Origin of the sequence: Oceanobacillus sp. FSL W7-1309, assembly GCF_038002145.1 — a bacterium.
Classification (GTDB): Bacteria; Bacillota; Bacilli; order Bacillales; family Amphibacillaceae; genus Oceanobacillus; species Oceanobacillus profundus.
In genome coordinates, this window is sequence record NZ_JBBOBX010000001.1 from 1,679,185 (window position 1) to 1,703,816 (window position 24,632).

Sequence of the window (24,632 nt, forward strand, 5' to 3'; positions counted from 1 at the left end):
GGAGCGAGCGCTGGAATGGATCCCGTTCATTTTGGTGTTGTATTAATATTAGCCTTAGGTATTGGACTAGTTACACCACCAGTTGGTTCGGTGCTTTTCGTTGGTTCTGCTATTGGTCGAATATCGATAGAGAAGTCAGCAAAGGCCATGTTACCTTTCTATGGTGTTATGATTCTCGTGTTATTATTAGTTGCGTATATACCAGAGTTTTCGTTGTTCTTGCCAAATTTATTTGGACAATAAGAAGTCTAGCTTAGACACCACAAATCATCGTTTACACGGATGGTTTGTGGTGTTTTTTGGTAAGTCTTTTTCAATCTTTAAGTTCTGACATGAAAAATAGATATTATTGGCTACTTACAGACCCTTTTTGTTACGCTATTATCTAAGATAATTTTTAAAAAAGCACTCTCAGTCAATTTTTGATAAATAACAGACAGTTTAGGCTAATGCTATTATTATATCATTCATATAAAATTAATTTAGACCTCTGAAAGGAGTGGTCTGTTTGAATCAATCAATGATAGCGTTTTATCGAATGCGAGGTACGAATGAGCCATTTGACTACCACGCCCACGAAGAATATGAAATCTACTTCTTTCACGCTGGTACATGCCGTTATCTGATTCATAACCAAATATATGACTTGGAACCGGGGGATATTCTAATCATGGATGGGATGACATTGCATAAACCAAATGTCCACCCAAATAGTGAGTATATTCGTAGTGCTGTTCATTTTTCACCAAAATGGGTGAAGTCTGTACTTGAGGAATTAGGAGCGATATATTTATTAGAAGCATTTCAACGGCTGCACCACTGCTTAATTCGAACGAAGGAAAATGAAGAATCAAAGGCATTAGAGAAGCTTATTCAACAGCTCTCTGAATTAAGCCAGGTAACGAATCGCCAGGAGCTTCATCTAGAAACGGAGCTGAAAGTACTCTTACTCCAAGTGCTAATCAGTGTATATAATTTAGGCCAAAAGGATTCCAAGAAGCTAATCGACAAAAAGTCGGAAAAAGCGGAGCATGTTGAAAACATTTTGAAATATATTCAAGCGCATTATATGGAAAAATTAACAGTTGGCTCGATTGCTGAGGCATTGAATTTAAGTAAGTCCTATGTTTCTCATTTATTCAGAGAAATGACGGGGTTTACAGTAATGGAGTATGTGATGGCATCCCGATTGACACAGGTGAAGTATTTACTGGAGATGGAACCAAAAAAGAGTATAAAGGAAATTGCGATTGAAAGTGGTTTTGAAAGCGCTTCGCATTTTAGTCGTTATTTTCGTGAACATGTAGGCATGACAGCGGGCGAATTTCGTCGCAAACGTCTAAAAATATATAGTGAGGAGAATGGATAATGGAAAAAGTAAGATTAGGTATTATTGGCTTAGGTGCACAAGGTGGGGCTTATGCAGGGTTTATTACTGAAGGAAGAGTACCGAATATGGTAGTTGGGGCAATTTGTGACATAGATCCTGATAAAAAAGCGTTGGCACAAGAGAAGTATCCAGATGTTCCTTTTTACGATAATTACATTGATATGTTGGAGAGTGGAGATGTAGACGCAGTTGTTACGTGTGTTCCACATTACCTCCATCCAGAAATGGGGATTGAATCACTAAAAAGAGACGTTCATGCATTGGTTGAAAAGCCAGCAGGTGTTTATACAAAGCAAGTTAAGGAACTAAATGACTTTGCTGCAACAAAGCCAGAGCTTACATTTGGCATCATGTTTAATCAACGAACTAATAAATTGTATCAAAAGGTTAAAGAAGTTATAGATAATGGGGAAATTGGAAATATCCGACGTACGAATTGGATTATTACGACTTGGTGGCGTCCACAAGGATATTATGATCAAAGCGCATGGAGAGCAACATGGGAAGGTGAAGGTGGAGGAGTTCTTGTGAACCAAGCACCACATCAATTGGACTTGCTTCAGTGGATTGCTGGTATGCCAAAGAAAGTTTACTCCAATGTAAAATATGGCTACCAAAGAGATATTGCTGTAGAAGATGAGGTAACAGCTTTACTTGACTATGGAAATGGTGCTACAGGTACATTTATCACATGTACACATGACATTATGGGTACAGACCGTTTTGAAATCCATGGCGATAAAGGGAAAATTGTTGTTGACGATAGTGAAACCGTTACAATTAAACGCTTGAAAACTCCTGAGTCGGAGATGAGTGCAACAATGGATATGCAGGACGTAATGCGAATTTTCATGGGTGCTGGTCCTGGAGAGATTTATGATGAAGAAGTAATAAAGTTTGAAAGTGTATGGGGAGAACAGCATACTTCAGTAATGGAGAACTTCGCAGCCAACATCCTTGAAGGAACACCATTACTTGCTCCTGGTAGCGATGGAATCAATGGTGTTGCACTAGCAAATGCGATTCACTTATCTAGCTGGTTAGGAAAAGAAGTAGAGTTACCAGTTGACGAAGACGAATACTTTGCTGCGTTAACGAAGAAAATCGAAGAAGAAAAGAAGAGCCCTATCCCAAAATAAGGAGATAGGGTCGCTTATAGATAGAAAAATAAGGGCTCCCGCAGCCCTGTTTTTCTAATAAGCTTTAGTGAAGGGAGTACCAAATAATGCTGAAGGTAGCAGTAATTGGTTTAGGTGATATTTCCAAAATCCATATACCAGCTATAAAGGAGAATTCAAACGTAGCTTTAGTTGCAGTATGTGATACAAATACAAACTTAAAGGAATCGTTCCCAGATGTTCATTTTTATCATGACTATCATGAAATGCTAGAAAAAGAGGAATTAGACTGTGTCCATGTTTGTTTGCCACATCACCTGCACTACCCGGCTACAAAAGCATGTGTCGAAAAAGGGGTGCACGTTCTTTTAGAAAAGCCTCTTGCAAGAAATGCAGAAGAAGGTATGTTTTTAGCTGAATTAGAAGAACAGCATAAGGACGTTAAGATTTGCGTCGCTTTCCAAAATCGTTTGAATGAGTCATTTGAAATGCTTCAAGAACTAATTCAGAGTGGAAAATACGGCAAAGTAACAGGAATAAAAGGGTTAGTAACGTGGTTCAGGCCAAAAGAATATTACGATGTAAAGCCATGGCGAGGAACGTTTAAGCTAGCGGGCGGTGGCGTCATGATTAATCAAGCTATCCATACGTTAGATCAAATGCAATTAGTTGGCGGGAAAATCGAAACGATACGAGGTTCGATCGATAACCTAGTTGACTATGGCTATGATGTCGAAGATACTGCGACAGCGAATATTCAATTTGCAAACGGGGCAACAGGATTGTTTTTTGCAACCGTCACAAATGCAACGAACTCATCGGTTGAATTTCAGGTAATTCTAGAAAAAGGAAAGTTAACAATTAAAGATAGTATCCTTACAAAAACAAATGAAGATGGAATAAAAGAAAGCGTAATAGAGGACAGTAAGCTTCCTGGATCGAAATTCTATTACGGTGCAAGCCATTCTAAATTGATAAATCACTTTTATACCTGTATTGAAAATGATACAGACAATTACATTCATGTCAAAGATGCACAGAAGTCCATGGAAATGATTAGTGCAATTCGCAGATCATCTGAAATTAAGAAAACGATAAAAATGGAGGTATACCAATGACAAAAGGCAAAATTGGCGTACAAATGATGATGCTCAAAGGTAAAGTCGAAGAGATCGGTGCATACGAGACAATGAAACGACTGCATGAACTTGGCTTTCGTGCTGTTGAGGTTTCGCAAATTCCGATGACAGTAGAAAATGTGCAGGCGTTAAAACAAGCAAGTGAAGAATTTAATATTGAAATTGCTGCACTTTCTGCTGGATTAGAGCCGATGCTGCCAGGTGCTCCAGGGGAAACATTAAGCAAGGACTTCGAAAAAATTGTGGAGGATTGTAAGACACTTAACTGTAACTATATACGTATTGGGATGCTTCCATTAAATGTAATGGGTGATAAAGATCAAATTCTTGCATTTATTGAACGTGCCGAAGCAATGGCTGAGAGATTAGCAGCGCATGGAATCGAATTATACTATCATACACACCATATTGAATTCCAAAAGTATGATGGCGAATACCTACTTGATATGATGAAAAACAATACATCAAAGCTTGGCTTTGAGCTCGATGTTCACTGGATTCAGCGTGCGGGAGTAAACCCGGTAACATTTATTCAAGAATACAAAGATCGAATTGCCTTATTACATTTGAAGGACTATCGAATTGGAAAGCTAGATGTGAACGAAGATGATTTAAAAGATATGGCTGCGTTTTTCCACAAGTTTACCAATCTCATAGAATTTGCTGAAGTAGGTGAAGGAAATTTGGATATTCCGGCAGTAATTGCAGCTGGTCTGGAAAGCGGAGCAAAATACTTCCTAATTGAACAAGATGATACGTATGGCAGAGATCCATTTGATTGTCTGCAAACATCAGCTGAAAATTTGAGAAAGCTTGGATACGCAGATTGGTTTTAACTGGGGGACTATAAGCTGATTATTACTTACGAGAGATCTATATTTGACTTAAAGGAGCTGGTGAGATATGGGAAACGGAGATGGAATGAATTATGCGCCAAAAGGAAAGCCAAATCCTGTCGTTAAAGCAGGAGAGTTTCCAATTGCTGCTGCCGCATTAGACCATGGTCATATTAACGGGATGTGTAACGGTTTAATAGAGGCAGGGGCAACATTAAAATGGGTGTATGATCCAGATCCTGAAAAGGTGCAGAAGTTTGTTGAACAATTTCCTGAAGTAGAGGTGGCATCGTCACTCGAAACTATTTTACATGATGAATCGATTAAATTAGTAGCGGCAGCAGCCATTCCTTCTGAAAGAAGTGCTTTAGGAAACAAGGTTATAAAGGCTGGCAAGGATTATTTTACGGATAAAACGCCATTCACAACGATGGAGCAGCTTGAAGAAACGAAGCGTATCGTGGAGAAAACAGGACAAAAGTATATGGTTTATTTTAGCGAACGTCTTCATGTAGAAAGTGCTGTATTTGCTGGTCAGTTAATTAACGATGGGGCTATCGGCCGCGTTATCCAAGTGACAGGCTTTGGTCCTCATCGTCTAAACGCGGATAGTCGTCCCGATTGGTTCTTTAATAAAGAGCAATATGGAGGAATTTTATGCGATATTGGCAGCCATCAAATTGAACAATTCTTACACTTTACTGGAAATGAAAATGCGCGTATCTTGCATAGTAAAGTTGGAAACTATAACAATCCGAACTATCCTGAGTTAGAGGATTATGGAGATGCTACACTCGTAGGAGACAATGGAGCAACGTTTTACTTCAAGGTCGATTGGTTTACACCAGATGGTCTGTCCACATGGGGAGATGGCCGTACATTTATTACAGGAACAGAGGGTACGATTGAGATTCGTAAATACGTTGATGTAGCAAGAGAAGAAACAGGGGATCATCTTTACCTTGTTAACAAAGATGGCGAGAAGCACTATGCGCTGTCCGGTGAAGTTGGCTTCCCATTCTTTGGTGAGTTGATCAAGGACTGTATTCATCGTACTGAAAATGCAATGACCCAAGATCATGCCTTTAAAGCAGCAGAATTATGCTTAAGAACACAAGAGGAAGCTGTAGTAATTACTAAATAGAGCTGGCCGTCCTGAATATTATAGTTCGGGACGGTTTTTTGCTGTTTAGTGAGCGTAATTCCAAGCGCTTTCGCTTTTACTCAAATTTTGTTGCTCTTTGCGTTAATAGAGACGGGGGTTTTGTAGAAAATATTCCTCTTAAAATACTTGCTTAAATAGCTAAAAAAAATGCTTGTTATTTAAAGCGCTTTCAATTATAATCAAGAAAAGCTTTTAGTTTTAGTTTGTTTGATGAACAAATAATATTGTATCGAAGGAGGGCAGATTTGTTTATTGAATTAACTAATTTTTAAAATAATTATAAATGTTTAAAGTGAAAGAAAGTATTAACAGGTGTACTACAAAGACTTTTGTTTTTTCTCACATAAGATTGGAATCTAATGAAATACCAACAAAGCCCCATAATTTCTGCATTATAAGACGTCTTCATTAGCTGAATATCGTTTAGTTAGTTTGCATGCCAAACAAACAAATAAATTTAAATTAGACTTTCTCTGTAATACCTGTAATTTCATTAAAAAATCGACAATTTGAAAGCGCTTAATCATAGCTGAGGGGGAAATGAAATGTCGGATACAATAGTGGATAATGGAAAAGTTTACAACAGAGCGAAGATATGGCAAATTGGCCTTTTTGCATTAAACAATACGGCGACAAACCTTTATATGTTTATTCTCATGTTTGTTACCTATTATGCTACGGGAATAGCTGGTTTAGCAGTTGTAGCAGTAAGTACAGTTTTAACAGCTATGCGGATTTTCGATGGTATTACAGACCCTATAGTAGGTTTCATTGTTGATAAGTTGGAGTCTAGATTTGGGAAGTTTCGTCCGTTAATGATTTTGGGGAATATTATCTTAGCAACATCTGTTTTGCTAATGTATAATGTGACACATATATTGCCAGAGTCCATGCAATTTATATTCTTCGTGCTGATTTATGCACTATATGTAATTGGCTATACCTTCCAGACAACAATTACAAAAGCTGCTCAAACCGTATTAACGAATGATCCAAAACAGCGACCGCTCTATGCAGTTTTCGATGGGGTATATAATACAGTTCTGTTTACAGGTGGTCAGGTTTATGTTGCATCTTATTTGGTTGCAAAATATGGCGGCTTTACGATGGGGCTATTCACAGAATTAAATGCACTTGCATTAATTGCTTCTGCCATCTTTACAATTTTAGCAGCTATTGCAATCTCAGGAAAAGATCGTAAAGAATTTTATGGTTTAGCAGAAGACACAACAAATACAAGATTTCGTGATTACTGGAAAATCCTTAAAGGAAACCGACCATTACAATTGTTAAGTATTGCAACAACGTCAGACAAGCTGGCATTCTCCCTATTGAGATATTCTGTAGTTATGGTTATGTTGTTCGGAATATTATTGGGTGACTATGGGATGAGTGGCACGGTTTCCATGATTACAGTTATTCCGGTGTTATTAATAACATTTCTAGCTGTCGGGATCGCTAGAAAATCTGGAATGAGGAAATCCTTTATTCTATCATCCTGGATAACATTCCTTTCTTTTGTTGGTCTTATTGCATTATTCTTATTAATAGACGATCCAACCTCGATGTCACTTTCAAATATTGGTATAGGGATGATTCTATTCATTGTTTTATATACACTTGCACTTGGATTCGGCGGCGTTCCGTCAGCACTTGTAAATCCGATGATAGCCGATGTTTCTGATTATGAAACATCCAAATCTGGCCGCTATATACCTGGAATGCTAGGAACACTGTTTTCATTTATTGATAAGCTAGTGACTTCTTTAGCACCTGCAATTGTGGGGGGCGCTGTTGCAATGATTGGTTTTAAAAACGAATTTCCAACGATAGATGATCCATTAACAACACCACTGTTTACAATGACCATCTTATTAGCATTCGGAATTCCAGCCTTATTATTAGGAATATCTATTACAATGATGAAATTCTATAAACTGGATGATAAGAAAATGGAGGAAATTCAGGCTACAATTGCAGAAATGAAGGATAAGCCTAAAAACATTGAAGACCCAGCAATATAATACACTTTGTTAATATAGATGAATGCTGTTCACTACTTGTGATCAGCATTTTTTGCATGAGCTATTAATAAATTTGAATCATGTGTCGATACATTGTGGGCAATAACTTTTATTCATTAATAGTGGTAAGTAAATAATCCTGGGTAGTTTTTCGATTCTATAAAATTCAGACGTAACCATTTAGTCACAAAAAACAGAAAAAAAGCACTTGATTTTACAAGCGCTTACATGTAAAATAATATTTAGTTAGTTTAGTAGACAAATTAATCAGAAGACAAATATCAATGAAATTAATTTTAAAATTGCATATATTGAAAGCGATTTAGTTATTGGTTTGTTAAATAGAGGCATAGAGTTAATAAATAACCTCCCGTATGGCTTGCTTAACCAGAACCAAATCATTCTTCCTTTTTAGTTTGTTTATAAAACAAAATAATTATTTACATATAGAACATGTAACTATTCATAGTATTCGGGTATGGAATATTCGCTATTATGAAAGCGGTTTTATGTTGTGGATATGATACTTAGGTAGGTTGAGAAGTTAAAGATAATCTTCAATGAATCAAATTCTTAGGAGGAATTAAAATGAGTCAAGCTGCATTAAAAACACCTGAACAATCACCAAACGAGCTAAAACCATCCGTACGCCCATTTGGGATGAGAGACAAGATAGGTTATTTATTCGGTGATTTTGGAAACGATTTCTCATTTATTCTTGTAAGTACATTCTTAATGGTATACTATACCGATGTCTTCGGTATCAGTGCTGCAGCAGTAGGTACACTTTTCTTAATTGCCCGATTGTGGGATGCGGTTACAGATGTTCTTTGGGGACGTTTTATCGACTCGAGGAAGACAACACCAAAAGGGAAATTTAAGCCTTGGATCTTTCGAATGTCATTCCCGCTCGCGATAACTACGGTGTTACTTTTTGTTCATATTCCTGGTATGGGCGATGGCTTTTATTTAGCTTATGCGTATGTTACCTATATGGCGTGGGCGGCACTATACGGAACGGTAAACATTCCATATGGTTCTATGGCTTCCGTTATGTCTAGCGATTCCACTGATCGTGCATCACTATCTGGATGGAGAACAACGGGTGCGATGGCTGCGAACCTTATAATTAGTGCAGGTGCACCACTCATCGTATTTGTGAATAATGAAGTTTCTCCAAGTCGCTTATTCACGGTGGCTGTCATATTTGCCGTTTTAGCTATTGCATGTTATATGGCTTGTGTAAATTTATCAACAGAACGTATCCAGCAACCAGAGAAAAAAGCTGGTGAAAAACTCAGTTTTGCGACAACGGCTAAAGGTCTTTTGAAAAATAAGCCATTAATTACGCTCTTGATTGCTTCCTTATTATTTATGTTGACCATGATGCTTGTTGGTTCCATTAACGTATTTTTATTCAAAGACTACTTTGAAAATGCAGCCCTTTTAAGTATATTTAGTTTACTTCAAAGTGGTGCCGTATTTCTTGCAATGCCAGCCCTGGCACCGCTCGTAAAGCGTTTTGGTAAAAAAGAGCTTGGTGCAGCTGGGATGTTAATAGCGGGTATTGCTTATTTAATACTATATTTAATTCCAAATATATCTTTACCACTATTTTTCACAATCAATGCTATTGGGCTTTTCGGATTTGCGTTTTTACAATTAATTATCTGGGCCTTTGTTTCAGATGCAATTGACTATCAGGAGTATTTAACTGGTTCTCGTGAAGATGGTACGGTCTATGCGGTGTATTCCTTCGCACGAAAAGTGGGACAGGCATTTGCAGGAGGACTAGCAGGATTTGCACTTACATTTGTCGGCTATAATAATGCAGCTACCGTGCAAGCACAAGAGGTGAAGGATGGAATTTATACAGTGGCAACACTGACACCAGCTATTACGTACTTTGTAGTATTCCTTATTCTCGTATTCTTCTATCCATTAAATAAAAAACGTACGAAACAACTCGAACTTGATTTAGCGGAGAAGCGAGAAACAATACAGTAAGGCGATTTAATAGTGGTCCTCACTTAGGTGGGGACTTTTGTTTTAGGTTGTTTTTTAGAATGCAACAGTATAACAATAGGCTAATGCGCAAAAATCTAAATTTAGAAGTAGTTATCCACATAAACCAAGTAAGTTTGAATTTAATTATCCTCCTCTATATACCCGATTACTTTTCAAACATCTCCACCTCCAATTAAATGATTAGCCACCCCTTACATTTTCCTAGTATGATAGAGTAAGACATCGTGTATAAGGAGGATGTACATATGAATCCAATTAAAGAGTTATCTCCAGCTGATTATAACAAGATTTTTGAGTTATCTCAGTTTGCTTTTCAATATAAATTATCAGAAGCCGATTTATTAAAGAAGAAGGAAGAGGCTGATCGACATACCATTTGGGGATGGATGGAGGAAGAGGAGATTGCTGCTAAGCTCCATTTAATACCACTTTCTGTATATATAAATGGTAAGACCTTTGATATTGGTGGTATTAGCTCTGTGGCAACATGGCCAGAATACCGCAGAAATGGAATGGTAAAGGATCTGCTTGCTCATGCCTTAAAATATATGAAGGAAAATGGGCAAACCTTGTCATATTTACATCCATTTTCGGTTCCATTTTATCGGAGATTTGGCTGGGAAGTTGCATTTGATGAAAAACACTATACCATTCCAATGGAAGCATTAAAACAGAAATGGGATACAGCTGGCTGCGTCCGAAGAACTCCCGTGAATATCGAACTTTTTCACACTATTTATACTGATTTCGCCAAGCAATTCAATGGAGCACTCACTCGTGATGAAAAATGGTGGAAACAGCGTGTTTTAGCAAAGGGTACGATGATGGCAGTTTGTTACGATGATAGTAATCAAGCAGAAGGATACATATTCTACAATGTAAAAGATAAACAATTTGAAGTAAAAGAATTTGTATATCTGTCATTAAACGGTTGGAAGCTGCTTCTGAATTTTATTGCTAATCATGACTCCATGGCAAATGAGGTCAAGATGGTGGTTCCTGAAAATGATAAATTACCATTATTGATCGATGAGCCACGCTTTAAGCAAACAATTGAACCATACTTTATGGCGCGTATTGTTGACGTGCCAGAATTTTTGTCAATCTATCCCTTTGAGGAATTACCAGACGTTTCCATGCAGCTACATGTAGAAGACAGTTTTGTACCAGAGAATAGTGGGACTTATGAAATAAGTGGAACAGACGGTAATGTAACGATTTCCAATTTGAACACGAATCTAAGTGGAAGTGAAGGAATGCATTGTACGGTCCAACAGCTCACCTCCATGTTGCTCGGTTATAAACGTCCACAAGAGCTAGCAGAATTGGAGCTAATTTACGGAGATAGGCATACGATTGAAAAAATAGAAAAACTTATCCCGATGAAACAGACGTTTTTTGCGGATTATTTCTAAGGATGTAGAAACACTTGTGAAAACCGGTATGTCTACTGATATAGCGGTTTTCATTAATCAGTTACTGTAAATATCCGAAAATAAGACACCTCCCCATCCGGTTATAGCGCAAAACGCAAAAATAAGACACCTCCCCATCCGGTTATAGCGCAAAACGCAAAAATAAGACACCTCCCCGTCCGGTTATAGCGCAAAACGCGAAAATAAGACACCTCCCCATCCGGTTATAGCGCAAAACGCGAAAATAAGACACCTCCCCGTCCGGTTATAGCGCAAAACGTGAAAATAAGACACCTCCCTGATCTGCTATAGCACGAAACGTAAAAATAAGACACCTTCCCGCCCACTACCGCCCGAAACCTAAACTACCGCACCGCATCAGCCCTTCCAGCCACCCAGCATAGGGACTAATGTCCTGTTATGAGTCAGAAAAGACAAAATTCATAGAATTTCTTCAAATTGTAAGTTAAAATAAAGTCATTACGGCAAGAAGAAAAGGAATGGGGTTTATGACATATCGTGTTCATTTATTTAGGCTCCTCTTTTCGATGGAGGACGATTTATTTCGCATAAAAAAAGCAGAACGCATAGAGCAGTTGTGGAAGGTGAACGTTGTCCTTGTTGTTGCTGCAATCGCAATTTATCTTTGGATGGCATTCCTTGGATTAGGAACAGAACGTATTTCAGGTATTGCGGTAACACTAAGTGATACGGCTTATGAAACAAGTAAGCTATGGTTCATACTAGGCAGAGCACTCTATGCGATTTTGTTTGCAGCATTTATCTTATTTTTTCCGAGCCTTTTGTTCTACCTGCTCACTGGAATACCATATCAAAAGCTAGTTATTATGCAGCAGGTTGTCTTGGTTGTCATGTTAATGGAACGACTGCTTTGGATTCCACTTGTTATTTTTGTTGGGTTAAACTGGCAGGTGTCACCATTATCATTAGGAATTATCGCCTCTTACATAACGGAAATACCTTGGGTGATTCTCTTTTTTGGAGCCATTACATTATTCCAATTATGGATTATTTGGTTTCAAGTAAAATATATCTCTGCTTTTTCGGAGATGAAACAGTACGTCATCGCTATAAACGTTATTTTATTGCATTTTCTTGGCTGGTGTCTTACAGCACTTATTGCCATGGGTGATTCTTACATATTAGGCGGGTGGTTTGGGTGATGCGTAAGAGACTGATTCTCATAATGATGATTCTTTTCATCGCTGTAAACTTTCTGCTGGTATTCCTGGACGATGAAGGAAAAGTGGAACGGACATCGTATGTGAATGAATGGACGAAGAGTTTTGAAAAAGATATGAGGGAGAAGATTTTTAAGCCTGGTGTGCTTCGCGCTGTTGGGGAAGAGCATGTTTACTTCGACAAACAGCTTGGAAGCTTTCAGGAATTTCTTGTCGAAGAAGGAGAGCAGGTAAATGCCGGTGATGCATTATATACATACCTCGTTCATGATTATTACGAAATGGAAACTAATTTGATGAATCAAGCCGATCAAATTCAGGGAGAGATTTCGGCAATTGAACAAGCGATTTCGCAAATGGAAATGTATCAGATCCCGTCTGATGAGATTGGTTCGCCACATGCCGTCAGCATTACGGAGGAGTTAATTGAAGTCGAGTACCCGCAAACGTCGATTGAAGCTGATTTGCTGAAGGAGCAATTTCTTGTCGAACAAGAGTTGGAGCTGTCACAAAAAAATGCTCAGCTTCAGACGATTAATAATCAATTAGCCGAGCTGCGGACAACAGGGGATACTCTAACAGTAGAAAGTCCTTATGAAGGGATAATTAGTCAGCTGCATGTAAATCTGGATGATCCCGTAATTACGATTCAAAATAATGATGTGCTTGCAGTCGGTGAATTGACAGAGCAAGAGCGGGCCCAGATGGAGGAAGGGCGGGCCGCTGAAGTAGCTGTTCATGAAATAGGTACTCGCTTAGATGGAGTTGTCGAGGAAGTTAGTAAATCACCAAATGAGATCGAAATCGAAAAAGAAAGTATCTATCCTTTCAAGGTTGCTTTTGAAACAGGAGATGATGCAGAGGAATTGCTTCCAGGCTATCACGTAGATATTAACATTACAATGGATGAGTCACTAGGTGCAACGGTGCTTTTTGAGAAAGCAATTTTTGCGGATGCTGTTTGGAAAATGACGGAAGGAGGAAGAATCGAAAAAGAAAGCATTGAAAGAGGTCTGCATGTAGAAGATGTTGTAGAGGTAGTTGATGGAGTAGAGCGAGGGGAATTCGTTGCTCTTAAACCGTCAAACTCTTTTCAGCACGGTGCTCAATTCATTACCCCACTACAAACGAAGCAATTAACAAAAGAATCGTTTAAGGATGCGAAGTGGCTGGAGTCTTTTATAACAGGCTTATTGTCTAGGTAGCGGTATAGAAATGTAAAATCGGAAATGAGGTTACCTTATGAAGATCCATCATTCTTTAATTAAAATAGGGGAACAATTAGATGAGAAGAATCTAGAATGGGCACTTGGCGGCTCTCTATTATTGAATCACTACCGAATAGCTGATTCACCAAATGATATCGATTTATTGATTGCAGAAAAGGATATCGATCCTATCAGGTATGCGATGAGTCGGGTTGGGAAAGAGAAAACAGCTTCTAGAAAGGATCCATTTCGCACAACCTACTTTTATCAATACGAGGTAGATGGTGTTGGGGTTGATGTAATGGGGAACTTCGCTATCGAACATGATCAAGGGATTTATCAATTGGTCTTTGATGCAAATCACATTGTTGGAAGAAAAAATATTCAAGGCGTTTCGATTCCTTTGGCAGCATTGGAGGATTGGTTTGTTTTATATCAGTTAATTCCAAATAAGCAAGAAAAGGCAAAACGAATCGAGAAATATCTTCAATCAAATCCTGTTACACGTCCTGATTTATTGCATAAAGCAATGGAACAACCTTTGCCTTTTAAGGTGCGAGAAAGTATTAATGCTATTCTCCGTCGGTAAATGAAGGCTTGGAGATATGCTCCAAGCCCATTCGTACTATATATTTGCAGCCTTATGAATTTCTTTATTCTCCCTCGTTGCCTTTTGGTGGTACATCACACTAAGGAGAGCACCAACGAGGAGAATGATAGCCGTTAAGAAAAACCAAATCATTAAGACGATGATTCCTCCAAGACTTCCATATGTGGCAGAGTAGTTTCCGAAATTACCTACGTAGATTGAAAAACCAAATGAGATAACCTGCCACAGAATGCTTGCTCCTATTGCACCAGGGAGTATATGCTTAAATGGGATTCTTTTATTTGGTGCGAATCGATAGAGACACATGAGCAATACAGTAATAATAATGAGACTAATTGCATATCGTAACACTTGCAAGAGCCATGTCATTTCGGCGTTTATGCCAAGCAATGAAATAGTGAACTCTAAAAGAACATCACCGAACACAGGTAGTAAAATAGCGGTAACCACTGCTAAAATTAAGCTTAGAGTTAACCCAAAAGCAATGAGACGAACAACGATAAAGGATCGGGTTTCTTCGACATCATATGCTTCGTTCGATGCTTTAATAAACGCATTAATTCCATTTGACGCAGACCAGAGCGCACCAATAATACCGACGGTTAACAGACCTCCGCGTGGTGTTGCTACGAGACTGATGATGTTTTCTTCAAAGACAGAAACGAGCTCACCAGGGATGATAGAGCCAATAAATTCCATCGCATCATCAGGACTGATTTGAAAATAGGGAATAATAGCGAATGCTACGATTAACAGCGGAAAAATAGCTAAAAGAAAATAGTATGCTAAAGATGCGGCAAGTAACGTAACATTTTGTTCGTTGAATTTCTTCATAAATTCTTGTGAAAATTGTTTAACAGTAGCCATTGGGAATCCTCCAATTCGTTCGTTACTTTCTCTATACCCATGATTTGCTCTTATCAATCTTCTGGATCTGCGCGTAAACGTTTTATTTATTAGGTCGCGTGGTATAATATAGTAGTGTTAAATAAGGAGGGACCATTACATATGGAAATCTTTTACGTCAGTATTTTGTTCGTTTCGATCGCCTTTGCAATTGTTGCCATTTATCTATCCTTTGTATTAAAACGTGTTGCAAATATGGTGAAAACGCTCGGAACATCGCTAGGAGAACTTGAGAGAGAATTAGAATACATGACCCCACATCTTACGAAAACATTAAATGAATCAAGTAAACTGGTTGATGACATACGGGAAAAGATAAATGCTACAGATAGTGTTTTTGACTCTGCAGAAAATGTCGGAAAATCAGTCATATCATTGAATGAAGTCTATGATGAAAAAAGCAAACAGCTATCAGAGCAAAAATTAGAACAAAAAATGAAGCCTTTTGTCGCAGGAATGACATGGAGTGAGGTTGCCATACAGTTGTTTTCAAAATGGCAAAAGGGAACAAAGGAAAAAAATGAATTGATGGTACAGCATACGGAAGTTGTTCCGGTAAATACAGGAAAAGAGGGATCAAGATGACGTTAGTTGGGATTGGTGTACTACTTATTGGAGTGGCGTTTCTTGTTTTAGCGTTCTTCATTGGACATGCTTTGAATAACCTTGCAGGTGTCCTGGGTGGAATAGATAAGACTGTAAAAGAGCTGCCAAAGCAATTGGATGATGTATTTAAAGAAACAGGTAATATGATTAATGAAAGTAATCAAACGTTAGTAGATGTAAATGACAAACTAAAGCATTTAAGCCCGCTATTTTATGTGATTGGTGATGTCGGAAATGTTACGCGTAAATTCTCTTCTTCACTAGTAGATGTAACCGACTCAATTAAGACGAAAACAGAAGGCGGTAAGGAAGTTGCAGAAAGCAATAAGCTTGGGGGCGTCTATGGCACCTTTGCCTTAGGATACTACTGGCTTAAAAAGCGTCAGGAACTGAAAAAAGCAAAAGGGTGAACAATATGAGAGAAGGCAAAAGGAATTTCGCCATGCTTGCAAGCGCTGTTGCAGGAGTTTCTCTTGGCTGGCTGGCGGTCGATTACTTATCGAAAAGGCAAGAGCAAGGAGAAAATAAGTCGGTTTTTGAGCGCGTGAAAAATTTTGAAAAGAAACTCTATGCGGATGGAGCAATGCGGGCGAATGATATCGAGCACATTAAGCAAGAAGTAAACGATAAGATTGTTAAATAATCCCTCTAGAGAAATAATAAGAGACGAGTCGTTAAAAAACGACTCGTCTCTTATTTAATTTCAAGTTCTTGTATTTAGAGTTACTTCCTCGCTTTTTGAAAAAGAAAAAAACCAAGCGTTAATGCTCCGTATAGTCCCTCAAGGTTTTTTCTTGTTGCAAAATCATTGGCTTGCTGTGTATTTTGCTTCATATCTTCAACTGCATCCACCATTTTTGATGACAGCTGGTTAGCAGCATGTCCAGCGTCCCCAACGATTTGGAAGATGGGGCTTAAATGTTTAACCTGACTATTTACCTGATGAAGTGTATCAATTCCTGTTCCGATTGCTTCTGTTGTTTGGGAAGTTACATCATCCACTGTTTTTGGAAGCTTATCCGTTGTCTTCTGTAAGCTATTTAAAACACTTGCAAGCTTGTTCAATGGTTTAATAAGGAAAACAACCAATCCAATAAATGCAACTCCTATAATGATTAAACCAATACCAATCCAAATCATACCGTTTTCCCTCCTGTTCATTTGTCTATTTGTAATTAATAGCCTTTTTCAGTTTTCAGTAAACATTTTCTCATCTTTAGCATACCACAAATCGGTAGTCATAAACCCGTAACTTGTCCCATAAATTTAAGAATAGAATAGTTAAAATACGTGTTCAGAAGAAGTGGGATATTTTGGCCGGACTTCTTGAACAATCTCTAGAGGAGCGGGTAAGATGGTGCGTAGGACGAAGGTAATGTATTGGGTGCTTGGGGTATTTGTGTTAGTGTTTTTAATTCAAATTCCAATTACTCAAAGTGATTTTGAAGCGAGTGGTCCATGGTCGCCACCACTTTCCGGAAAAACGATTGTGATTGATCCGGGACATGGTGGTCCAGATGGTGGAGCTGTTGGGTCAGATGAAACAGAGGAAAAGGATATTTCGCTAGCTGTTTCGAAAATGCTGCAAAGCTATCTCCAGCAAAATGGTGCGCTCGTTTATTTGACGAGAGAAGAAGATACGGACCTTGCTGATGAGAGTACGAAAGGGTTAGCAAGAAGAAAAGCTGAGGATATTCGAAACCGACTGGAGTTTATCCATGAAAAAGAACCGGATTTTTTCTTGACTGTTCATTTAAATGCTGTTCCTTCCAGCCGCTGGAAAGGTGCGCAAACTTTCTATTACCCTTCATTTGATGAAAATGGGCATTTAGCAAAAATGATTCAAGAAGAGATTATTCGTAATCTAGAGAATACAAATCGCTCACCATTAGTTATTAATGGGGTCTATTTATTGAAGCACGCAAAGGTGCCCGGGGCACTCGTAGAGATTGGTTTTTTGTCGAACCCGGAGGAGCAGGCGTTATTGACACAAGAGGATTACCAACGGAAAATGGCAGTGAGTATTTATGAAGGGGTTCTGAGATATTTTACAGAGGATATGCAAGAGGAAGAGTGAAACCGTAACCATAGTGCAAATCACTTAGATTTAGCTCGAATTATGTTATACTAACAGTACGTGTTCAAAAGGAGGATAAAAAGGATCGAAGTCGGCTAATTTCGCAACGACCTTTTACGGGCGCTGACACTAGCACGTTCTGTGCGTCGGAGTTCGAGGTGCGGAGTTATGAGTAGAGGGCATCCACAGGATGGTGACTTCTGTGTTGTCCACAGGACGTGGATGGTTTTAACAGAAGTTCATTGAATCTTTTAATATGTAAGCAGACGTTTTTGCAGGAAAAGCTAGCATTCGTGCGAAATTCGATATCATCTTTACCGGACTTTTTGAACGACCTATAACAGATGCAGTACTTCATTTGTTAGTACATAAGATAAGGGGTGGTGACTTACGATGATAACGCAAGAAGAAGTAAAAGAACTACTAAATCCTATAAAGGATCCTTTTTTACATAGAACACTGGAAGAAACCGGTGGAATTATCAGTGTAACGATTAAGGAGGACAAGAAGCACGTCAGTGTCAAAATTGGTATCTCGAAAACAAATACCGCTGAACAAATGCAAATGCAGCAGGAAATCGTCGGCATTTTGAAAAGAAGTGGCGCAAACACTGTTGGACTACGATTTGAACAGCTGCCGGATGAGGTTATTCAAAAATATCAGCCTGCAGCAGACGAAGCGAAGGAAGCTTCACTAATGGGTGGAAACAACAATACGAAGTTTATTGCAATTGCCAGTGGTAAAGGTGGCGTAGGAAAGTCTACTGTTACGGTTAACCTCGCTGTTTCTCTTATGAGACTTGGTAAAAAGGTAGGTATTATTGATGCTGACATTTACGGTTTCAGTGTTCCTGACATGATGGGTGTGGAAGAACGCCCTGTTGTTCGTGGCAAAAAGATTCTTCCTGTTGAACGATTTGGTGTAAAAGTAATCTCAATGGGCTTCTTTGTAGAAGATAATTCACCGATTATTTGGCGCGGACCAATGCTTGGAAAAATGATTAACAGCTTCTTTTCAGAAGTGGAATGGGGCGATTTGGACTACCTTCTCCTTGATTTACCACCAGGAACAGGAGATATTGCAATGGATGTCCATGAGCTTCTGCCAACGTGTAAAGAAATTATCGTAACAACTCCGCACCCGACAGCGGCATTTGTAGCAGCAAGGGCAGGGCAAATGGCTCTGAAGACGGATCATGAAATTTTAGGTGTTGTCGAAAACATGGCCTATTTTGAAAGCAAGAAAACTGGCGAGATTGAATATGTGTTTGGTGAAGGCGGCGGTAAAAAGCTTGCGGAGGTCCTAAAAACAAAAGTATTAGGACAATTACCAATTCAACAGCCATATGAGGAAGAAGATGTATTTGCTCCTTCCGTGTACCAAGAAGACCATCCGAATGGCAAACAGTTCCATAAAATTGCAGCGAAGGTCATTGCCAAGCTGGAAGATGAATAAAAGAGGGGATTTTTTCCCCTCTTTGTTGTATTTTCCAGACATATGAAGTAGATAAGCAAGTGATGTTGCTAATTGCCGCCGCCACCACCGCCACCACTACCGCCGCCAGGTTCTTCTTCTCCGCCGTTGCCTTGACCGCCACCCTGTTGCTGAGAACCGCCTTCACCTTGTTGCTTAGCTTGTTCTTCAGCTGCTTTAAGCAAGATTTCTTGCATTTTTGCTTGAAATAATGGGGTTTCAAGTGTCTGTGTGATGGATTCCTCTAAGTGTGCTTTAAATTGCTGGCTTTTTAAGAGACTTAGCATTTGATTGGTAACTTCAGGATTTTGTAATAATTCCAGCATTTGCTTCTGATATTCTGCATCACTCATTAAGTCTTTCATCAATTTCTTATGCTCTTCTGACATGGACTTGGCATAGCCCTCGACAAACTTCGGGTCTTCGAATAATGTCGACCACATTTCTTTCCCCTTGTCAGATACAAGAGTCTCATTAATTGACTTTTTTACCACATCAGACTGAATGACAAGCTCTTGCTTCAGTTTCTCATCGGACATTATTTCTGCTAACGCCTTTTTTCCATCTTCTGTTTGTAATATATCAACAACCATTTTCTTTGTTGCTTCATAATCTCCCTCTTTTGGGGAGCCACCTTCACCATTACATGCAACTAATAACATGAAGGATATTGCAAGGAGTGTTAAACATACTTTGCGTAACATGTGATATTGTTCCTCCTTCCTATATCCTTAATATGAGTGACAAATTTATAAAATATTCACTTGGGGTGGGAAAAATAAAGCGCTTCATGTTAGAATATGTACGTAAAGGATGTACTATTAGAGTCACTATTATGATCATGAAAGTTGTTCATTGCCACAGATTGTAGGAGGATTTTATATTGAATAGTCGTAACTTGGTAAATTTTTTATGGAAAACATTTATTATTGGGGGAATTGCGGGTCTTGTTGTTAGCTTCTTTGTAAAGCCACAAGATTATGCAACGTATTTAAGTCCGTTTGATTTCATAGAAGTAGTTGGACTCATTTTGTTTTTTGTTGGACTAGGTCTGACATTTAGCGTTGTCAGTATGACTGGTTTTTTTGCCTATCTATTTATTCACCGAATGGGATTGAATATGTTTCGTTCCTTTTGGCCAACTGTTCAAGTACTCGTCATTGCATTTGTTCTATTTGATTTAGTTTACTTCCCATATCGAGCAGCTGATGGAACGGTAGCTATTTATTGGTATATCTTAGGTGCAGCTGGCTTATTAGCATTTGGTTGGGTTGTGGCGAAGAGAAAAGCAAAGGAAACAAACCCTAAGGCGTTTGTACCAGCACTATTTTTTATGGTTGTTATCACAACGGTTGAGTGGGTTCCTGGATTGCAAGTGCAAGGCAGTGATTATGCTTGGTTAATGATTGTTCCATTACTTGCATGTAATACATATCAATTGCTTACCTTGCACCGAATAACGAAAAAAGCAGAGAGGAAACAAACAGAAGGAAAGAAAATGAGCAAGTTAAGTAAAAATGCGAAGGCTAGTAAAGCATAAATAAAGGACCTCTGACTAAAATTCGGTCAGAGGTTTTTGAGCTTTTTTTATTCAACTGGATTGGTTTCAGCATGTGCTTGGTTGATTAATTCAGAAATTGTTACAGGTTGGAATCCTTTATTTTTTAACCCAGGCAAAATCGTTTTTAGAGCATCTGCTGTTTGTTTAGCGGCATCAGAAGCATGGAATAAGATAATATCCCCGTTGCTTGTATCTTTCATCACCTTATCAACAATTACAGAAGTTCCTGGGTTTTCCCAATCATTCGGGTTAATGTTCCAATGAATCACATCAAAATCCAAACTTTCTGCCAGCTCCATGACTTCTTCATTGAAATGCCCGCTAGGTGTTCGTAATAGGTTAACATCCTCATATCCAAGCTTGTTGAAAATATCACGAGCATAAAGCAAATCCTTTCTTACTTGTTCAATTTCCTGATCCAGGTAGCTTTTATATCGATAACCCATCATTCCTAACTCATGCTCACCTTCTGAAATTTGTTCCAGTATTTTCGGATGACGTTCTGCCCATTCACCACTGACAAAAAATGTTGCTTGTACATTTTCATTTTTAAGCTGATCCAAAATGTCCAATACTCTTTCTTCGCCCCAACTAATGTTAAATGTTAATGCGATAGCGGGTTCATCTTCGTTTCCCTTTGAAAGAGCAGTTGGTTTCTCATTAGAAAAAACAGAAATAACAGCATCCCTTTGTGTCCATATAAATAATGATGTAAAAAGTGCAAGCGCAATAATAATAATTAGGCTTTTCCGCCGTCTTAAGCCGATAGCATAAAAATGATCCATAATTTCTCCTCCATTTTCTCCATTGACTCTTACTATTATGTTTATGAGCAGTGATGAGAAATATGAACAAGCCTTAGGATTTCTTATGCATTAACGAACTGTACTACAACTCCATTAAGCATAAGAGAGATAAAACGTGAATGTTTGTAAGGGGCTTATGTTCAGTGAAGGAGGAAGTGAACCCCATAACTGAATGTATTTTCACTCTAAGAAAATTGATAGTTGAAGAATTTAGCAAAAAAGGGGATGAAAATAGTGGAAATAGGGGAATAGTAAGTTTAACAAAAGATACCGTGCTTGATGATGTTCGAGAAATACCGACTTGATACGGGTGAAGATAACAACAACCGACAAAATTCACTCTGAGCGACGAATGGTTGTAATGTACCTTTTCTGAAAATAAGTTATGTTTTTGGCAAAGGGATTTAGTGATGAATGGTAGTAATTGAACGATGACACAGCTGTAAAGCTGTCTAGATAGTAGAGAAGGTTATGAGGTGAATGAGATGTTGGGCTTATTGATTAATGAAATGGAACAAAAAGAGATTGAGTACTTATTAAAAAGAGAGCTTGAAGAGTTACTATTAGATATGGGAGACAGTAGAATTGATCATATGGTTAAACGGGCGATGAGAGAAAGATACCGTAACCTTTTTCAATTACTTCGTCGTGTAGCCAGTGAACAGGAATGTGTGAAATACATGCCAAAGCGACAAGAAAATCAGTAATTGTAAAGCTCCTCACATTGAACTCGTCGTTAAGTATGTGAGGAGTATTCATTTATAAGGTTGACGCTGGGTGCAAGTCATGCTGAATAAATATTTATTGTGGCAATAATGTAAACTAAAAATAAAAACTAATCATAATTATTGTTTTTTTGTTTTACCTATTGCTCAACTGTTTTTATTATGCTATATTAAATTCTGTTGTCGCTTAATAAAACAATTTCTGGAAAACAGAAAAAAGTTTTTTGCAAAAACATGTTGACAACAATTTGATACCATGTTATATTATATCTCGTCGCTAAAAAACGACATTATAACAAATTGATCTTTGAAAACTGAACAAAACAACCAGTATGTCAAGAAAAAGGAAACTCGTTTTTCTTTTTAAAACAAGTAGAAGTCAGCTTCTACAAAAGCTAAGTATTACAAACTTTTATGGAGAGTTTGATCTTGGCTCAGGACGAACGCTGGCGGCGTGCCTAATACATGCAAGTCGAGCGCAGGAAATAAACAGAACCCTTCGGGGTAATGTTTATGGAATGAGCGGCGGACGGGTGAGTAACACGTGGGCAACCTGCCTGTAAGATCGGGATAACTCGCGGAAACGTGAGCTAATACCGGATAACACTTTTCATCTCATGGTGAGAAGATAAAAGACGGTTTCGGCTGTCACTTACAGATGGGCCCGCGGCGCATTAGCTAGTTGGTGAGGTAACGGCTCACCAAGGCGACGATGCGTAGCCGACCTGAGAGGGTGATCGGCCACACTGGGACTGAGACACGGCCCAGACTCCTACGGGAGGCAGCAGTAGGGAATCTTCCGCAATGGACGAAAGTCTGACGGAGCAACGCCGCGTGAGTGATGAAGGTTTTCGGATCGTAAAACTCTGTTGTTAGGGAAGAACAAGTTGGGTAGTAACTGACCCAACCTTGACGGTACCTAACCAGAAAGCCACGGCTAACTACGTGCCAGCAGCCGCGGTAATACGTAGGTGGCAAGCGTTGTCCGGAATTATTGGGCGTAAAGCGCTCGCAGGCGGTCTTTTAAGTCTGATGTGAAAGCCCACGGCTTAACCGTGGAGGGTCATTGGAAACTGGAGGACTTGAGTACAGAAGAGGAGAGTGGAATTCCACGTGTAGCGGTGAAATGCGTAGAGATGTGGAGGAACACCAGTGGCGAAGGCGACTCTCTGGTCTGTAACTGACGCTGAGGAGCGAAAGCGTGGGTAGCGAACAGGATTAGATACCCTGGTAGTCCACGCCGTAAACGATGAGTGCTAGGTGTTAGGGGGTTTCCGCCCCTTAGTGCTGAAGTTAACGCATTAAGCACTCCGCCTGGGGAGTACGGCCGCAAGGCTGAAACTCAAAAGAATTGACGGGGGCCCGCACAAGCGGTGGAGCATGTGGTTTAATTCGAAGCAACGCGAAGAACCTTACCAGGTCTTGACATCCTCTGATACCTCTAGAGATAGAGTTTTCCCTTCGGGGACAGAGTGACAGGTGGTGCATGGTTGTCGTCAGCTCGTGTCGTGAGATGTTGGGTTAAGTCCCGCAACGAGCGCAACCCTTGATCTTAGTTGCCAGCATTCAGTTGGGCACTCTAAGGTGACTGCCGGTGACAAACCGGAGGAAGGTGGGGATGACGTCAAATCATCATGCCCCTTATGACCTGGGCTACACACGTGCTACAATGGATGGAACAAAGGGAAGCGAACCCGCGAGGTCAAGCCAATCCCATAAAACCATTCTCAGTTCGGATTGTAGGCTGCAACTCGCCTACATGAAGCCGGAATCGCTAGTAATCGCGGATCAGCATGCCGCGGTGAATACGTTCCCGGGCCTTGTACACACCGCCCGTCACACCACGAGAGTTGGTAACACCCGAAGTCGGTGAGGTAACCTTTTGGAGCCAGCCGCCGAAGGTGGGACTAATGATTGGGGTGAAGTCGTAACAAGGTAGCCGTATCGGAAGGTGCGGCTGGATCACCTCCTTTCTAAGGATTATTACGGAAACATACTTGGTTGTTTGGTTCAGTTTTGAGAGATTAATTTCTTTCATGAACATGATACTTATAATAGATGGGCCTGTAGCTCAGCTGGTTAGAGCGCACGCCTGATAAGCGTGAGGTCGGTGGTTCGAGTCCACTCAGGCCCACCATCTATTTTGAATTTTATATCGTGGGGCCTTAGCTCAGCTGGGAGAGCGCCTGCCTTGCACGCAGGAGGTCAGCGGTTCGATCCCGCTAGGCTCCATTTTTGTACCTTGAAAACTAAATAAGAGTAACAACGACATCAATATTAATGCAAAAGGCTGAAGCGACTGTTCTCAGGAGCTGAAGCTGGATTAAATAAAAGCAAGGCTAA

Annotated in this window: 23 protein-coding genes, 2 tRNA genes, 1 rRNA gene and 1 pseudogene; 23 read left to right on the forward strand and 4 right to left on the reverse strand. The window is 39.4% G+C overall.

Annotated elements, in window-relative coordinates; translation table 11 throughout:
- Positions 1-6: 6 nt before the first annotated feature.
- From NST46_RS07835 to NST46_RS07890, 12 genes and pseudogenes are all read left to right on the forward strand, one after another.
- Positions 7-243: pseudogene (locus NST46_RS07835) on the forward strand (TRAP transporter large permease subunit); the annotation flags it as partial.
- A gap of 265 nt (positions 244-508) precedes the next feature.
- Positions 509-1,369: a helix-turn-helix transcriptional regulator gene (locus NST46_RS07840; RefSeq protein WP_341137011.1), complete on the forward strand. Its 861-nt coding sequence runs from the start codon at positions 509-511 to the stop codon at positions 1,367-1,369.
- Positions 1,369-2,529 (forward strand): Gfo/Idh/MocA family protein, encoded by a 1,161-nt coding sequence (locus tag NST46_RS07845; protein WP_187393175.1) that lies wholly within the window; start codon positions 1,369-1,371, stop codon positions 2,527-2,529. Before NST46_RS07840 ends, NST46_RS07845 begins: the two co-directional genes overlap by 1 nt.
- An 86-nt stretch (positions 2,530-2,615) precedes the next feature.
- Positions 2,616-3,626, forward strand: a complete 1,011-nt coding sequence (locus NST46_RS07850; RefSeq protein ID WP_095313414.1) for a Gfo/Idh/MocA family protein — start codon at positions 2,616-2,618, stop codon at positions 3,624-3,626.
- Positions 3,623-4,483: a sugar phosphate isomerase/epimerase family protein gene (locus NST46_RS07855; protein WP_340002687.1), complete on the forward strand. Its 861-nt coding sequence runs from the start codon at positions 3,623-3,625 to the stop codon at positions 4,481-4,483. Before NST46_RS07850 ends, NST46_RS07855 begins: the two co-directional genes overlap by 4 nt.
- A 67-nt stretch (positions 4,484-4,550) precedes the next feature.
- Positions 4,551-5,627, forward strand: a complete 1,077-nt coding sequence (locus tag NST46_RS07860) for a Gfo/Idh/MocA family protein (RefSeq protein ID WP_340002689.1) — start codon at positions 4,551-4,553, stop codon at positions 5,625-5,627.
- 566 nt (positions 5,628-6,193) lie between these two features.
- Positions 6,194-7,672 carry an MFS transporter gene (locus NST46_RS07865; protein ID WP_341137012.1) on the forward strand — a complete coding sequence of 493 codons (1,479 nt, stop codon included), beginning with the start codon at positions 6,194-6,196 and terminating at the stop codon, positions 7,670-7,672.
- A gap of 588 nt (positions 7,673-8,260) precedes the next feature.
- The gene (locus NST46_RS07870; RefSeq protein WP_095313405.1) at positions 8,261-9,679 is read left to right on the forward strand and encodes an MFS transporter; all 1,419 of its coding nucleotides are present in this window, start codon (positions 8,261-8,263) and stop codon (positions 9,677-9,679) included.
- 266 nt (positions 9,680-9,945) lie between these two features.
- On the forward strand, positions 9,946-11,115 hold the full coding sequence (locus NST46_RS07875) for a GNAT family N-acetyltransferase (protein ID WP_341137013.1): 1,170 nt from the start codon (positions 9,946-9,948) through the stop codon (positions 11,113-11,115).
- 509 nt (positions 11,116-11,624) lie between these two features.
- Positions 11,625-12,299, forward strand: coding sequence for a hypothetical protein (locus NST46_RS07880; protein WP_303449500.1), 675 nt, complete (start codon positions 11,625-11,627; stop codon positions 12,297-12,299).
- Entirely contained in the window at positions 12,299-13,522 is a 1,224-nt protein-coding gene (locus tag NST46_RS07885) for an efflux RND transporter periplasmic adaptor subunit (protein WP_341137014.1), read from the forward strand. The genes NST46_RS07880 and NST46_RS07885 overlap by 1 nt, the downstream gene beginning before the upstream one ends.
- A gap of 37 nt (positions 13,523-13,559) precedes the next feature.
- The gene (locus NST46_RS07890) at positions 13,560-14,114 is read left to right on the forward strand and encodes a hypothetical protein (RefSeq protein WP_303449496.1); all 555 of its coding nucleotides are present in this window, start codon (positions 13,560-13,562) and stop codon (positions 14,112-14,114) included.
- A 36-nt stretch (positions 14,115-14,150) separates the two neighbouring features.
- Here the strand turns inward: NST46_RS07890 and NST46_RS07895 are convergent, their stop codons facing one another.
- Positions 14,151-15,002, reverse strand: a complete 852-nt coding sequence (locus tag NST46_RS07895; RefSeq protein ID WP_341137015.1) for a YihY/virulence factor BrkB family protein — start codon at positions 15,000-15,002, stop codon at positions 14,151-14,153.
- A gap of 141 nt (positions 15,003-15,143) precedes the next feature.
- Here NST46_RS07895 and NST46_RS07900 point away from each other — a divergent pair, with 141 nt between their 5' ends.
- The 3 genes from NST46_RS07900 to NST46_RS07910 are packed head-to-tail and all read left to right on the forward strand — an operon-like array spanning position 15,144 to position 16,290.
- Entirely contained in the window at positions 15,144-15,626 is a 483-nt protein-coding gene (locus NST46_RS07900; protein ID WP_095313392.1) for a DUF948 domain-containing protein, read from the forward strand.
- Positions 15,623-16,057, forward strand: coding sequence for a DUF948 domain-containing protein (locus NST46_RS07905; protein ID WP_095313390.1), 435 nt, complete (start codon positions 15,623-15,625; stop codon positions 16,055-16,057). The genes NST46_RS07900 and NST46_RS07905 overlap by 4 nt, the downstream gene beginning before the upstream one ends.
- 5 nt (positions 16,058-16,062) lie before the next feature.
- A complete protein-coding gene (locus NST46_RS07910) occupies positions 16,063-16,290 on the forward strand; it encodes a hypothetical protein (RefSeq protein WP_095313388.1) in 228 nt (75 codons plus the stop codon).
- A gap of 80 nt (positions 16,291-16,370) precedes the next feature.
- Here the strand turns inward: NST46_RS07910 and NST46_RS07915 are convergent, their stop codons facing one another.
- On the reverse strand, positions 16,371-16,787 hold the full coding sequence (locus NST46_RS07915) for a DUF948 domain-containing protein (RefSeq protein ID WP_095313386.1): 417 nt from the start codon (positions 16,785-16,787) through the stop codon (positions 16,371-16,373).
- A 214-nt stretch (positions 16,788-17,001) separates the two neighbouring features.
- Here NST46_RS07915 and cwlD point away from each other — a divergent pair, with 214 nt between their 5' ends.
- Together cwlD and NST46_RS07925 are read left to right on the forward strand one after the other, a co-directional pair.
- On the forward strand, positions 17,002-17,724 hold the full coding sequence (cwlD, locus tag NST46_RS07920; RefSeq protein WP_341137016.1) for an N-acetylmuramoyl-L-alanine amidase CwlD: 723 nt from the start codon (positions 17,002-17,004) through the stop codon (positions 17,722-17,724).
- Positions 17,725-18,117: 393 nt separating this feature from the next.
- Positions 18,118-19,179 (forward strand): Mrp/NBP35 family ATP-binding protein, encoded by a 1,062-nt coding sequence (locus NST46_RS07925; RefSeq protein ID WP_095313382.1) that lies wholly within the window; start codon positions 18,118-18,120, stop codon positions 19,177-19,179.
- Positions 19,180-19,247: 68 nt separating this feature from the next.
- Here NST46_RS07925 and gerD read toward each other — a convergent pair whose 3' ends face one another.
- Entirely contained in the window at positions 19,248-19,901 is a 654-nt protein-coding gene (gene gerD, locus NST46_RS07930) for a spore germination lipoprotein GerD (RefSeq protein ID WP_095313381.1), read from the reverse strand.
- 179 nt (positions 19,902-20,080) lie between these two features.
- On the opposite strand from gerD, the gene NST46_RS07935 reads away from it, so the two are divergent.
- Positions 20,081-20,737 (forward strand): KinB-signaling pathway activation protein, encoded by a 657-nt coding sequence (locus NST46_RS07935; protein WP_095313379.1) that lies wholly within the window; start codon positions 20,081-20,083, stop codon positions 20,735-20,737.
- Positions 20,738-20,784: 47 nt separating this feature from the next.
- Here the strand turns inward: NST46_RS07935 and pdaB are convergent, their stop codons facing one another.
- Entirely contained in the window at positions 20,785-21,543 is a 759-nt protein-coding gene (gene pdaB, locus NST46_RS07940) for a polysaccharide deacetylase family sporulation protein PdaB (protein WP_251660908.1), read from the reverse strand.
- Positions 21,544-21,707: 164 nt separating this feature from the next.
- On the opposite strand from pdaB, the gene NST46_RS07945 reads away from it, so the two are divergent.
- From NST46_RS07945 to NST46_RS07965, 5 genes are all read left to right on the forward strand, one after another.
- On the forward strand, positions 21,708-21,869 hold the full coding sequence (locus tag NST46_RS07945; protein WP_341137017.1) for a hypothetical protein: 162 nt from the start codon (positions 21,708-21,710) through the stop codon (positions 21,867-21,869).
- Between the two features lie 180 nt (positions 21,870-22,049).
- The gene (locus NST46_RS07950; protein ID WP_095313377.1) at positions 22,050-22,271 is read left to right on the forward strand and encodes a hypothetical protein; all 222 of its coding nucleotides are present in this window, start codon (positions 22,050-22,052) and stop codon (positions 22,269-22,271) included.
- A 429-nt stretch (positions 22,272-22,700) separates the two neighbouring features.
- Positions 22,701-24,262: ribosomal RNA gene (locus NST46_RS07955) — 16S ribosomal RNA — on the forward strand.
- An 87-nt stretch (positions 24,263-24,349) separates the two neighbouring features.
- A tRNA-Ile gene (locus NST46_RS07960) sits at positions 24,350-24,426 on the forward strand.
- A 22-nt stretch (positions 24,427-24,448) separates the two neighbouring features.
- Positions 24,449-24,521 (forward strand) — tRNA-Ala (locus tag NST46_RS07965).
- Positions 24,522-24,632 lie beyond the last annotated feature (111 nt).

Bases quoted from the DNA above. Each gene is read 5' to 3' on its own strand.
- NST46_RS07880 (WP_303449500.1), top strand. From the start codon at position 11,625: ATGACATATCGTGTTCATTTATTTAGGCTCCTCTTTTCGATGGAGGAC.
- NST46_RS07895 (WP_341137015.1), bottom strand. From the start codon at position 15,002: ATGGCTACTGTTAAACAATTTTCACAAGAATTTATGAAGAAATTCAAC.
- NST46_RS07925 (WP_095313382.1), top strand. From the start codon at position 18,118: ATGATAACGCAAGAAGAAGTAAAAGAACTACTAAATCCTATAAAGGAT.
- NST46_RS07850 (WP_095313414.1), top strand. From the start codon at position 2,616: ATGCTGAAGGTAGCAGTAATTGGTTTAGGTGATATTTCCAAAATCCAT.
- NST46_RS07890 (WP_303449496.1), top strand. From the start codon at position 13,560: ATGAAGATCCATCATTCTTTAATTAAAATAGGGGAACAATTAGATGAG.
- NST46_RS07855 (WP_340002687.1), top strand. From the start codon at position 3,623: ATGACAAAAGGCAAAATTGGCGTACAAATGATGATGCTCAAAGGTAAA.
- NST46_RS07875 (WP_341137013.1), top strand. From the start codon at position 9,946: ATGAATCCAATTAAAGAGTTATCTCCAGCTGATTATAACAAGATTTTT.
- NST46_RS07845 (WP_187393175.1), top strand. From the start codon at position 1,369: ATGGAAAAAGTAAGATTAGGTATTATTGGCTTAGGTGCACAAGGTGGG.
- NST46_RS07915 (WP_095313386.1), bottom strand. From the start codon at position 16,787: ATGATTTGGATTGGTATTGGTTTAATCATTATAGGAGTTGCATTTATT.
- NST46_RS07905 (WP_095313390.1), top strand. From the start codon at position 15,623: ATGACGTTAGTTGGGATTGGTGTACTACTTATTGGAGTGGCGTTTCTT.
- NST46_RS07865 (WP_341137012.1), top strand. From the start codon at position 6,194: ATGTCGGATACAATAGTGGATAATGGAAAAGTTTACAACAGAGCGAAG.
- NST46_RS07860 (WP_340002689.1), top strand. From the start codon at position 4,551: ATGGGAAACGGAGATGGAATGAATTATGCGCCAAAAGGAAAGCCAAAT.
- NST46_RS07870 (WP_095313405.1), top strand. From the start codon at position 8,261: ATGAGTCAAGCTGCATTAAAAACACCTGAACAATCACCAAACGAGCTA.
- NST46_RS07900 (WP_095313392.1), top strand. From the start codon at position 15,144: ATGGAAATCTTTTACGTCAGTATTTTGTTCGTTTCGATCGCCTTTGCA.
- pdaB (WP_251660908.1), bottom strand. From the start codon at position 21,543: ATGGATCATTTTTATGCTATCGGCTTAAGACGGCGGAAAAGCCTAATT.
- NST46_RS07885 (WP_341137014.1), top strand. From the start codon at position 12,299: ATGCGTAAGAGACTGATTCTCATAATGATGATTCTTTTCATCGCTGTA.
- NST46_RS07910 (WP_095313388.1), top strand. From the start codon at position 16,063: ATGAGAGAAGGCAAAAGGAATTTCGCCATGCTTGCAAGCGCTGTTGCA.
- NST46_RS07950 (WP_095313377.1), top strand. From the start codon at position 22,050: ATGTTGGGCTTATTGATTAATGAAATGGAACAAAAAGAGATTGAGTAC.
- cwlD (WP_341137016.1), top strand. From the start codon at position 17,002: ATGGTGCGTAGGACGAAGGTAATGTATTGGGTGCTTGGGGTATTTGTG.
- gerD (WP_095313381.1), bottom strand. From the start codon at position 19,901: ATGTTACGCAAAGTATGTTTAACACTCCTTGCAATATCCTTCATGTTA.